Genomic DNA, 12,533 nt, shown 5'->3' on the forward strand with positions numbered 1-12,533 from the left:
AAAAGGTTAATTTTGAGAAGTAAATCAGATAGATCTGCAGCATCATCTGCGACTAGTCTTCCTTTACTGACAGCTCTCCTAATAAATCTGCGAACAGCCTCCTCATCTATTTCATCCAGACTGTAATCATTGGTCAAGCCATCCCAATTACTCCCCTTTAAAAAGAAATCCCGTAATTCATCCCCCAACATTCCAGTCGTAGTAGTGCCAACTCTTTTATAAAATTTTCCATTGTAAGAAATAGGATTATAACTTTTTTCAACATCTATCCTTAAAACCTTCTTCCCATCAAACTCAAAACAGGAAATATTAGGATGAATTCCCATTTTATCCAATATTTTATTGGTAATAATACGAACAGGCTTTTGACTACAATCAAAACCAAGAATATCTCCTTTATCAGAGATACCACAAAATAAAATACCACCATCAGTGTTTGAAAATGCAGACACTGTCTTGAATACATTTTCTCCCATAGATTCATTAAATTCTACGGTTGTTCCTTCTCCTTCTTTTAGGATTCTGTAAAAATTCATTTATCATACTCCAACGTAACTTAATTTAAAAGTTACTCTATTTATACCATTATAGGGTTATATTCATTTTCGTATTTTTATAAATAAGCACAACAAACCAACGATTTATTATTTAGGAGTTTATTTTTAATACTTTTGTTTATATTCAATATCATAAGCAAAAAAAATCCATAAATCCAATAAATTCCATAGGAAACACCAAATCATATCAATTCGATTCAGGAGGTCTGAAAATGTTAACTGGTATGCGCCTGGACAGTTACTTGAGGATCACACACAAGGCCAAGATGTTAATATGCCCATTAAGCAGTATCTGAATAAATAAAAACATCCAGAAAAATGTAAAACGAAAAAAGAAACTCATACATTTCCATGGAATACTTGAAAAAGAATAACTTAGAGTAGATAACCCATGGAGGTTTTACCATGGCCTTCACTAAACTTTTCGGGCAATTTGATTACTGGGCTTTCAAATCAAACTTAGAACTCCTAGTCAACAGTGGCAAACCGATTTTGGACCCATGAGAAATATTGGACCCATGAGAAATATTAAAACCATAAGAATATTGGTAAAAAGACATCACTATGTAATGCCCTTATTACCAGTTATACCATTTATCTTTTTAAAGTGGCATGAACCCGTGCTGTGTGGAATTCTATTTTTTGCTTTGAATGAACCTTTTATCAATCTCACCTATGATTAACAGGATGATTCCAGGGATTAGGCAAATTCCCCACTGGTATGCATCAAGTGACACTGTTCCAAAAAGTTGATGGAAAAGCCTGGTTTCGGTGATGAGAAAAGTTCCGAAAAGAATCCATAGATATGCATAGATGAGTCTGTGATTGGAAAAGGTTGCCCTTTGAAATGCTGTTTCTCTGGGGAATCGAATGTTTAAGGCGAGGAATATGTTCATTAAAGATAGTGTCACAAGTCCCATTGTCTGGCCGATTTGAAGAGAGCCATATGCTGTTTGCCCCATCTGGTACACATAGAGTGATGATGCTGCCATAAATGCTCCGAAGATGAACAACTTTAAGTACATAGTCTTTGAAATAATGCCTTCATCATATCTTCGTGGTTTGCGGTTCATAATTCCTGGTGTTGCCATGTCAAGTCCGAACATCATCCCTATAGGGGCAACAATGAGCATGTGAATCCACAATACTTGTCCGGGCGTGTACAGTGCTGTGCCGGCAATAGCAAATATTGATGAACCTAAAAAGGCTAATATGAACATGAAAAGATTGGCAATTTGGATTCTAAGGAATTTTTGTAAATTGTCATAGATCTTTCGCCCTTCTTCGATGGCAGAGATAATGGTTGAAAAGTTATCATCAACTAAGATCATCTCGGCAGCCCCCTTAGCAACATCTGTACCTGTTATTCCCATTGCAATACCAATATCTGCTGCTTTGATGGAGGGAGCATCGTTTACACCATCACCAGTCATGGCCACAATATTTCCCTTCCTTTTCAAGGTTTTCACCAGCCGAACCTTGTGTTCAGGGGCAACTCGGGCAAGAATTCCTATATCATCAATTCTCTTTTCTGCTTCTGCATCGCTTAAGGCTGCAAATTCTTTCCCTGTAATAGTCGTCCCTTCAATACCTAATTCGTGACCAATAGCTTCGGCTGTTACTGCATGATCACCCGTAATCATCCTTACCCTCACACCCGCCTCTTTAGCCTTTTTTATGGCATTTTTAGCTTCTTTTCGAGGAGGGTCAACTTCGCCAATAAGTGCAGTCATCATCATGCTTTCTGTAAGAGGCATAAGGTCTGCCTTGGGATCGAATGTTTCTGGGTCAAAATCTTTCTGAGCTAATGCTAAAACTCGTAATCCTTCACTGGCAATACGCTTGTTTTCGTCTTCAACCCTTTTTCGGTCTTTTGAATTTAATTTTTTAGCTTGGCCATCGGGCATAAGGCCATAATCCGATCGTCTGAGTATTACATCAGGAGCACCCTTAACATATGCCCGGACTACTTGTTTTCCAGAGGATGTTTTCATGTTATGGAAAGTTGCCATGAATTTGTATTCAGAATCAAAGGGAATGCTTGCAATTCTGGGATTGTTTTTCTGGAATTGTTGAACATTAACACCACCTTTTTCTGCAAGCACGTAAAGTGCGGCCTCTGTCGGGTCCCCTACTACTTCTCCATCTTTAATGACAGTGTCAATACAAAGAGCACATGGAAATAGAACATAATCGAGGTTTTCTTCTGGTTCTCCTTCTATTCTCTGTATCTTCCCATCGAAACTGTACCCTTCTCCAGAGACAGTGTATCGATGCTTCACAGTGGATATAGCTCTAACAGTCATCTGGTTCATGGTTAGTGTACCGGTTTTATCGGAGTTGATTGCGGTGGTGGAGCCCAGGGTTTCCACTGCTGGCATGTTCTTGATGATAGCATTCTTCTTAGCCATAGCTACCATACCCATGGCTAGGATGGACGTAACAACAGCAGGTAAGGCATCTGGGATAGAACCAATGGCCAGAGATATGCCAATATTAAACAGAGTCTTAAATGATCCTCCCTGGTAAATTCCAATGGCCACAATAGCTAAAAATGCGAAAATTGCCATTCCTATAATAAACAGAGTGACTCGGTCAATTTGTTTAGTGAGGGGGGTTTTTTCAAGCTTATGCTCCTTTAACATAGTGGCTATATGGCCCACTTCTGAGTTCATTCCAGTCTGGGTGATGAGGATCTCACCATGCCCTCTGGTTACATTGGTATTCATAAAGGCCATATTCACCAAGTCTTGGATGGGTGGATCTGGTGTTGTAATAACTTCAATATTCTTATCAACTGCTATACTTTCTCCTGTGAGGGCTGATTCTTCTATTTGGAGGTTAGTTGCAACAATTACCCGCCCATCAGCTGGGACACGATCACCAGCATCTAGGATGACAATATCACCAGGTACTATGTTTTCAGCCTCGATTTGAGTTACTACACCATCTCGGCGCACTTTGGCAACTACTTTCATCATCTTGTTAAGTGCGGCAACGCTCTTTGATGCTTTTGCTTCCTGCTTATATCCTAAATTAGCGATGAAAATTGTTAAAATAAGTAGAAGTAAAAATGTCCTATATTCTGCGATGAAAAGGCTTACTATAGCTGCAACAACTAAAACAATTTGCATATAGGCTTTGTACTGTTCTAACCATCTCTTCCATCCGGGTTTCTCCTTTTCTTCTTCAAGCACATTTAATCCATATTTTTTAACACGATTTACGACATCTGTAGATTTAAGACCTTGTTCTATTAAAACTTCCAACTTTTTAGATGTTTCGTCAATGCTTAGCGCGTGCCAAGCCTCTTTTTTATTTTCATTGCCTGAATATTGCCCTGATGAATTTGACATCTCTATTCCTCCGCCTATTTGATAGTGGAATTTCATCAAATGAGGTTATAACTATGAATCAATTGTTCTGCCAAATGAATAAATTTCTATAGCCTAAAGAAAATATAAAAAGCAAAGAATTTTTTTAGCTAATTTCTGTGCCAAATGATATGTGCTTAGAAACATATGATATTTTCTGTAAAGTCATCCATATAATTTAACTAATGAAATAATAATAACTACTGAAATAACTAACTGAAACCCCTTTTTATAGGTTTATTATTCATACTTCACCTAATAGCAAGAATCATTATCAATTGAGCGCAAAGATGCTAATATTTTAATATATTTTTCCTTGTCTTACTAGAGCAGGATAATTTTCAGTGTAATCATGTTGTTTTGATGTTAATTTTATATTATGCATAGAATTATAGATTCTCCTGAATTTTGCATTATAACCATTTAAATAAATTTTTGTCCACTTAGGATTGTATATTTTGATATTTTTTTTTAATTACAGATTGGTTCAGTGTTATTTTAACATAATAGGAATGTGTGAATTTATTCATATTGCGTAGAACATATTTTTTCTATTTAAGGGTGTTATATTATTATTAAATAGTTCCATAGATTATTCAAGTAGTGATTTTTATCAAGTATGGACTTACAAAGCAATATCTCCAATAATGATAGTATGAGAATTTTAGAAAAATTTAAAATTAAACCCAACAACCCCTATCTTTACCAGTTGGCATTTCTTCATGAATCCTATTCTAACGAAAATAACCTCACTGAATGTTATGAACGGTTAGAATTTTTGGGTGATGCAGTTCTTGACTTGGTTGTGTCTGAATATTTATACAACAGCAATACTAACTTAACTGAGGGTGAATTAACCCGTCAGCGTTCAAATTATGTGTGTAAACAGGCACTGTACACTTATTCTATGGAGTTAGGGTTCCATCAATTTATTAAATTAGGCAAGGGCATGGAATTGACCAGAAGAGAAATAGATTCAGTTATTAGTGATGTGTTTGAATCGTTTATTGGAGCATTATATCTGGACCAAGAATTGGATACTGTGAAAGAATTCCTCTCCCATACAGTTATCCCCCACATAAACCAAGGAGATGTTTTTTTCTGTGATTATAAATCAGAATTGAAACAATTATGTGACCAGGATGGCTTTAATATTGCCTACAAATTGATTAAAGAAGAAGGAAAACCACACAATAAAACCTTCCAGATGGCTTGTGTGATTGATGGGAAAATCCAAGGAACAGGCCTTGGAGGTAGTAAAAAAGAGGCTGAGCAAAATGCTTCCCAGATGGCCTTAGACAATCTTTCTAAACCCTAAACCAGTATTTTTTTTATAAAATGGTTAAATCAATCCTTGAAAAAACCAGTGATGGATAACTTAATTATCTAATAAAAACAGATAATCATGTGTAGATGGGAATAGAGATTTTTTTATATAATTTGTCTATGTGGTGATAAAGTGGAAAATAAAATAAAATTCTCAACAGATAATGATGGTAATAATGTTTGCAAATTTGAAGACGAAAAAATTGCAGTCACCATCGTCCTTAAAAAGGACTATTCGGATGTAGCAAAGAAACTTAGAGATGCTAACATTCTTAAAGATATTAAAGAAGCGTTAGAATCTGTTACCACTACTGATGAGTTCAAAGAACTGGTTGACAGTTATGGATATCTTAATGTGGAGAGAATCGAAGGTTAATTAATTAGGGTATGTTTTTAATCTGCAAAAAAAATACTGTTAATAGTTATAACTTATAATGAATTTAGAAAAATAGTAAAAAACATATCCTTCCCTGAATTATCCTTAGGTTTGAAAACTACAAAACAGAGGAAAAAATAAATCCTCTTTATTTACTTATACACTTTCTTTATTGATTCTTAAGATCACTATTACTGTTCTAAGATTTAATCAGATTTTTTTTGCGATTTTTTTTTTGTGAGGCATAACATCTATTTTGATAATTTGGGATAAGAACCTTTGATTATTATTTGTGTGGAGGTCTTAATTAGGAGTATTTTTTATATAAATAGTTTTATACTAATGACGGAGAAGAAACTAATGATGGAGAAGAAAGATGTCTAGATATGATACCTAATCCTCTAATCTAAATATCCAATTTGGAGAGTTAATTATTATGATGGAAAATATATACCAAAATTCTCTTGATGGACATATAACCAGAGAAGATGCCAAAAAACTGGTCAAATCCAATCATTTCCAGTTATTTGACACTGCTGACAAGTTGAGGCAAGAAATAGTTGGAGAGGAGGTTACCTTTGTTTTTAACCGAAACATCGACATAACTGATCACTGCATGATCAAATGTAGTTTCTGCTCATTCCGAGACCATATTGGCTATGAAATGACCACTGAAGAAATTTTGGAAAGTATTGAAGAAGCTGTGGATGTTGGAGCTTCTGAAATATGTCTTTTTGGAGGGGTAATGCCCTACATGGATGTTGATTTTTACTGTGACCTTTTTTCCACCATTAAGGATCATTTTAAGATTCATTTGCATAGCATGTCACCTGTGGAAGTTTACCATGCTGCATTGAATTCTCAAATGTCTATTGAAGACTCATTGTCCTGTTTTAAGGATGCTGGACTGGACACAATGACAGGAGCTTCTGCAGAAATACTGGTGGATAGTGTGAGAGAGAAACTCTGCCCTAATAAAGTTTCTACCAGCCAATGGGTGGATATCATCCGAAAAGCCCATGAACTTAATATTCCTACAACTTCAACCATCATGTATGGGAGTATTGAAACATGGGAAGACCGTATTGAACATTTATTCATACTTAGGGACATCCAGAGAATGACAAAAGGATTCACTGAACTAGTTCCAATGACTTTTCTGGGAAAAAACAATAAGATGGGGCTAAAATCAGATGGCGCTAGTGGCTTGGATGATCTTAAATTGCACGCTATAGCTCGTATAATTCTTGGAAGAGATATACCTAACATTCAAGCATCTTGGATTAAAATTGGTACTCGTATGGCGCAAATGGCACTCTGTTGCGGTGCTAATGATTTGGGGGGCACGATGATGGAGGATAAAATTTCCATAGCAGCAGGCTCATCTCATGGTGAATTCCTATCACCAGACAAAATGCATAATATAATTAGAGCAGTTGGGCGTGTTCCTGTAGAACGTAACACGATCTATGAACCAGTGCTTCGTTGATTAAAGTCCAAACTCCTGAATATTTTATAAAAATCAGACCCGAGAAATAATATGGCGCGAGAAAGTATTTATAAACGTTATAAACCATCCCACAACCCTCATCATAATAATGCTGGCCCTGCATACTGGTTTGTTTTTCAACTAAATAAATTGTTAATAGACACTAATAACCCTATAAATATCCCTTTCACCAAAAATTTGGGTAAATTAAAGATTTCCCCCATTAGAACTCAGTATATTGGGACGCTAGACCAACATCCTTGCTATTCTGCAGAAGTCATCCCTAAAACTGATGCTCCTGAAGGAATGGTTTTTAAGGATCTCCGGCAGTCATATGATGATTTAGATGAAGATGTTTATCTTCTAGCAGGTCGAGCTGTGCAGATCGTTAATTGGGATTCTAATCATCAGTTTTGTGGAAAATGTGGCACAGCTACTGAAACCAAGGTAGATGAAATGGTGAAACTGTGTCCAGAATGTGGTTTTTCCAGTCACACCAGGCTTTCACCTGCAGTGATCACTGCCATAGTAAAAGATGGTAAACTTTTAATGGCAAAACACAACAATGCCCCCAATAACAGGTATGGTCTTATCGCTGGATTTGTGGAAGCCGGTGAAACCTTGGAGGAAGCTGTTTTAAGAGAAACCTTAGAAGAAGTAGGATTAAGTATTAAAGATATTGAATATTTCGGAAGTCAGCCCTGGCCTTTTCCCAATTCTCTGATGATAGCTTTTACTGCTAAATATGATAGCGGAGAAATAATGGTTGATGGGGAAGAAATAGCCCATGCAAAATGGTTTAGCCCAGATGAACTTCCAGATATCCCTTCAAGGATAAGTATTGCTGGTGAACTTATTGATTGGTATAAAAAGAAATATAAAAAGAACTTTCCATGAAATAAAAATTAAGGTAAATCTTTTAGAGTTTCATCATTGCTACTGATATTCTTATCCCATAGTGTGAATAGAAAGTAGTGTCATGTAGGCTTCCATATCCTTTCACTGGATGATAAGTACTTATAGAATTATGTTTAAAAAAAAATCAAGGTAGATTAAGATTGCAATATAAATACCTAAATAAATTGTAAATAGTAATAGTGATATCATGGTAGGCGAAACAATCTTGGTGGTTGAAGATGAAGGAATAAGCGCCATTGAGATCCAAGAGAGTTTAGAATCATTAGGATACTATGTTCCAGCCATTGCCAAATCAGGGAATGAAGCGATTCAAGAGGCATTTGCCATTAAACCTGACTTGATTCTGATGGACATCACCCTACAAGGAGATATGGATGGTATTGATGCTGCAACCATTATTAAGAGTTTTATGGATATCCCTCTTATCTATTTAACTGCATTGGATGATATGGAAACATTTCAACGGATGATGGATACCCGGGCAACTGCATACCTAATCAAACCTATTGAAGAGGCAACCTTGCGTAATAATATTGAATTGGCATTGAAAAATTATGAAATGACTAGGAAGGAACTTGAAGAAGAAAAAAAGGCTGGTCTAAAAGATGTTCAGATTTTCATGCGCAGCGCTTTACCAGAACTTGTGTCAAAAATGCCTGTTCCTGAGAGGAGTGCTTTCCTTTCGCGCTTTATGAGGCTTTTTGAACAGAATATGAAACCACTCTTCACTAATTTTGCCCGAGAATATAGCCAAAAACCCTATGATGAATTAGATGATGATGAAAAAATGAAAATTTATCTATCTTGGATTTCACAATTATATGAAAATTTAGGCTTCAAAGTCCAGACCCGTTCCAGAGCTAATCGGGGAATAATGACTGTTAAAAAATGTTCATGGGCACCCAGCAAGCCTCATGATATATTCTTATGCCTGATTTGTCAGAGCATTATGAAACTCACCTACTCTTGGACAAACCTACCAGGAACCGTTGAATCAGAGCCAACTACCGGCATTCTACAATCAGTATGCAAGTTTGATTACAATATGGAAATCTAAAAATAATACTACTACTACTTTTTTTGATTTTTCCTGGAAATTATTACTAAAATCATTAACCCCACACTTTTTTCGTGATGTTTATCACCAAAAATAGGAGTAATATTTATTCTGATGTGAACATGATTTTTTTATTATAACAATGGCGGTTGATATAATTTTTTTATGGTGGTATCCCACTAGCACGTCATTACGTCTAAAGGGGATAATAAATGGCAGGAAATAGCATTGTTTTTAAAACAAAAGCGGACACAGCTCAAGAATTAGAAGAAAAAAGTAGGCAGTTGAAAAAAGAAATAGCTCTAAATACCGCTATTTTTTCCATTTGTCCTGATTACATGTTCTTGTTAGGGTTGGATGGTAAAATTGTGGAAGTGTCCAAGTCTGTGAAAAAAGCGTTTAATTCTCAAAATAAGATAATAGATTGTAAAATTTCACAGATCAATATCATACACATCAAAGATCTCCACAAATTCATTAAATCTATAAACTCAATTCTTAATGGGAAATCCATTGAACAATTCAGATCTATCTTTATAACCCCTGAAAAGGAGGAAATAGATGTTCTTGTGCGAATATCTCCTGTTGAGTATGATAATGAGATAATTGGTATTTTTATAAATGCCACTGATATCACCGATCAGTTATTGTTGGAAGAATCTAAACAGGCATCTTCATCCCTCCAAAAAGCTTTAACTGATAAAGAGATGCTGGTTCGGGAAATTCATCACCGGACTAAGAACAATTTAATGATTATGGCCAGTCTTTTCGCATTAACTTCTGCTGATATTGAAGATGAAAATGCTAAGGCCATTTTTAATCAAACCCATTCCAGGGTAAAATCCATGGCCTTGGTTCACGAAAAATTGTATCGTTCCAAAGATCTTAAATTCGTTAATTTTGGGGACTACATTCGCAACTTGGGCCGGGAACTTTCCAATATATTTTTAACTGAAAATAACAATGTACAGTTGATTATGGATGTTGAAGATCTAAAAATAAATATTGAGACAGCCATTAATGTAGGTCTGATTTTGAATGAAATTTTAACCAACAGTATCAAATATGCATTTCCAGATGGGGCAAAAGGAAATATTTTCATTAATTTTCACCGAACTGACAACCATTATATCCTTACTGTTGCCGATGATGGTGTGGGATTACCTGAAGATTTAGACCTTGAAAATTGTGGTAGTTTAGGTTTAAGCTTAGTCAGAAACTTAGTTGGCCAAATTGAAGGAGATTTAATAATCAAACAGGATTTTGGTACTGAAATTACCATATGTTTCCAAGAAATAAGTTAACTGACATTGAATTGTAGTTTAGACAAACGAGGGACTATTTTCAAGAAATTGTTGGTCTGCTATCAATCTACTAACATCAACATCTAGATAGTAATAAAATTGTATGGTGATAAGAATATTAACCATGAATTTAAATATTACTACCTCACATATACAGTAAATTATAAGGGGATTGTTGAAGGGGGATTACACCATTTTCAAAAAAACAAATATTTTAATTGTAAGCTTATTTTTAATAATTATGTTTATGGGCAGTTCTGCAGCTGCAGAAGACAATATTATCAATAATTCCCATGTATATATAGAATCTAATAATTCCTGTAACACTGTTTCCTCTTTATCTGCTAATACTACCACAGCACCCTATGATGAAACTGAATATGAATTTTCTGAAAATATAAATGCTTCAACAGAAGAATTGGATTATTTAAGTGGATGTTGTTCTGTTTTACTCCATGTTCGTGATGGGTATGATGTGTTTGCCTATAGGAGAGACTCAACCTACGCAGCCAACCTTTATATTACAGTGACCAGTTGGTATGGTAAAACTGCAGTCAAGGAATATAAAACAACTAACAGCTATTTTTTCCATACCATCGTAACCCTGGATGGTTGGATGGTTGGAATTGGGGGAGCTGATGTGCCTGGTGTAGTGCAGCAACTGGAAAAATTGGCAGGGAATACTGCTGCTTCTGGTAAAATAACCTCTTCCACCATAAATAGCGCTTTAACTCTTGTATCGAGGTTAGCTGGAATCGGGCATTTCGTTATTAAAGCCCCAAATAATGTAGTTGGTTATGCCATAGTAAATGGTGGAAGGAGGTCTGGTATTTTTACAATGGGTAATGGCCAATACCTAGCAGTTCCCAACAGCCCCTCCTGTTACCGGAATGGCTACGTTTCAACTTCTTCTCCAGTGGCCACAACCATGAGTTTGGCATATAATAATCCATGGGGAGTTAATCATCGAAATGTAATAGCCTATGAATATGTAAGAACTTCGGATCTATTCAATTATATAACCAAAATTAATGTTTATGCTTCAAAAAGCTTAGCATCAGATAATATTATTTTCCGAGGCAAATTTATTAGTGGATCATCGCTACCAACTACTCCTTCCAAAAGATACATTGGCCAAATAGTCAATACGGTTACCCGTCCATCAACCCAGTTTGGCTATGAAAACATGATTTACACCTACTGTGCAATCCTTGATAACTATAATACCTCTGGTTCACTGCCAGGAAGTGTGGGTGTTAACCAATGGAGGGTTACAGTGGGAGATGCGATTGGAGTAGCAGAATATGTCAAAAATTATGTTGAAATTAATCATAAACTGCCATCATCGGTTACTGTAAACGGTCTGGGAATAAGCATGCCCGCATTCTTAAAAATCTTAACCGACAGTGTGGTTCAAATACATGCTAACCAATTAAATTCTCTGATTAACCCTAAAAATTATGGCACTGCACCATCACCCGTTGACAAAATGAGTAGTGGGGATATGTCTTTACAAGAATATATCTTCATTGCTCAAAATGTTAAGAAATTCATGGAAAATAAAGGCAGAGCACCTAACATCGCACCAGACACTGATTTAGGCCCCTACGTAACCAGTTTAGGACCTAAGTTCAGTTATCAGAATATGATCTACACTTACAGCAAAATACTAGACACCTATAACAAAACCGGGAGATTACCGGCAACAATTGATGTTAAACCTTGGTCAATTATCACTAATTACCAAAGGGCTACATTCACTCTCCAACAAACTTTAATCGCTGCTCAATGGGTTAAAGAGTACGTAGAAACCAACCAAAAACTACCAGAGCAAGTTACAATTAATGATAAAAACATCAATTTACCATCATTTCTAAAATTACTAACTACTGTTATCCAGAAAATCAACAACAATGACCACACACCCACACACCTCACCAACACCTACCAAAACCCAACAGCACCCCAAGACACAATCAAAACAGGACAACTAACAAAAGCAAAATACCTAGAAATCGCAGGACAAATACAAAGATACATGGACCGCAACCTACAAGCCCCCAACTACTCAACCAAAACAGGACTAGGAACCTACTGGGGATACCACAACCTAATCTACACCTACAGCAAAA

The 12,533-nt window shown here is 36.0% G+C and carries 9 protein-coding genes; 7 read left to right on the forward strand and 2 right to left on the reverse strand.

Annotated features, from left to right (window positions below):
- Window positions 1–536, reverse strand: a 536-nt coding sequence (locus GXZ72_06570) for a transcriptional regulator (GenBank protein ID HHT19205.1), incomplete at its 3' end; no start/stop codon positions are given.
- 656 nt (window positions 537–1,192) lie between these two features.
- On the reverse strand, window positions 1,193–3,913 hold the full coding sequence (locus tag GXZ72_06575; GenBank protein HHT19206.1) for a cation-transporting P-type ATPase: 2,721 nt from the start codon (window positions 3,911–3,913) through the stop codon (window positions 1,193–1,195).
- A gap of 673 nt (window positions 3,914–4,586) precedes the next feature.
- Here GXZ72_06575 and rnc point away from each other — a divergent pair.
- The 7 genes from rnc to GXZ72_06610 all read left to right on the forward strand — a co-directional run.
- Window positions 4,587–5,249 carry a ribonuclease III gene (rnc, locus tag GXZ72_06580; GenBank protein HHT19207.1) on the forward strand — a complete coding sequence of 221 codons (663 nt, stop codon included), beginning with the start codon at window positions 4,587–4,589 and terminating at the stop codon, window positions 5,247–5,249.
- 141 nt (window positions 5,250–5,390) lie between these two features.
- Complete coding sequence (locus GXZ72_06585) at window positions 5,391–5,633, forward strand: hypothetical protein (GenBank protein HHT19208.1); 243 nt, start codon at window positions 5,391–5,393, stop codon at window positions 5,631–5,633.
- 436 nt (window positions 5,634–6,069) lie between these two features.
- Window positions 6,070–7,122: a 5-amino-6-(D-ribitylamino)uracil--L-tyrosine 4-hydroxyphenyl transferase CofH gene (gene cofH / locus GXZ72_06590; GenBank protein ID HHT19209.1), complete on the forward strand. Its 1,053-nt coding sequence runs from the start codon at window positions 6,070–6,072 to the stop codon at window positions 7,120–7,122.
- A 51-nt stretch (window positions 7,123–7,173) separates the two neighbouring features.
- Window positions 7,174–8,019, forward strand: coding sequence for an NAD(+) diphosphatase (gene nudC / locus GXZ72_06595; protein ID HHT19210.1), 846 nt, complete (start codon window positions 7,174–7,176; stop codon window positions 8,017–8,019).
- A gap of 208 nt (window positions 8,020–8,227) precedes the next feature.
- Window positions 8,228–9,097 (forward strand): response regulator, encoded by an 870-nt coding sequence (locus GXZ72_06600; protein HHT19211.1) that lies wholly within the window; start codon window positions 8,228–8,230, stop codon window positions 9,095–9,097.
- Window positions 9,098–9,309: 212 nt separating this feature from the next.
- On the forward strand, window positions 9,310–10,401 hold the full coding sequence (locus GXZ72_06605; protein HHT19212.1) for a PAS domain-containing protein: 1,092 nt from the start codon (window positions 9,310–9,312) through the stop codon (window positions 10,399–10,401).
- A 175-nt stretch (window positions 10,402–10,576) separates the two neighbouring features.
- Window positions 10,577–12,533: hypothetical protein (locus GXZ72_06610; protein HHT19213.1), on the forward strand; the 1,957-nt coding region annotated here is incomplete at its 3' end.

The sequence above is a fragment of the Methanobacterium sp. genome (genome assembly GCA_012838205.1).
Lineage (GTDB): Archaea > Methanobacteriota > Methanobacteria > Methanobacteriales > Methanobacteriaceae > Methanobacterium.

Coding starts and splice junctions, on each gene's coding strand:
- nudC (HHT19210.1), top strand. CDS start 7,174: ATGGCGCGAGAAAGTATTTATAAACGTTATAAACCATCCCACAACCCT.
- cofH (HHT19209.1), top strand. CDS start 6,070: ATGATGGAAAATATATACCAAAATTCTCTTGATGGACATATAACCAGA.
- GXZ72_06600 (HHT19211.1), top strand. CDS start 8,228: ATGGTAGGCGAAACAATCTTGGTGGTTGAAGATGAAGGAATAAGCGCC.
- GXZ72_06605 (HHT19212.1), top strand. CDS start 9,310: ATGGCAGGAAATAGCATTGTTTTTAAAACAAAAGCGGACACAGCTCAA.
- rnc (HHT19207.1), top strand. CDS start 4,587: ATGAGAATTTTAGAAAAATTTAAAATTAAACCCAACAACCCCTATCTT.
- GXZ72_06575 (HHT19206.1), bottom strand. CDS start 3,913: ATGTCAAATTCATCAGGGCAATATTCAGGCAATGAAAATAAAAAAGAG.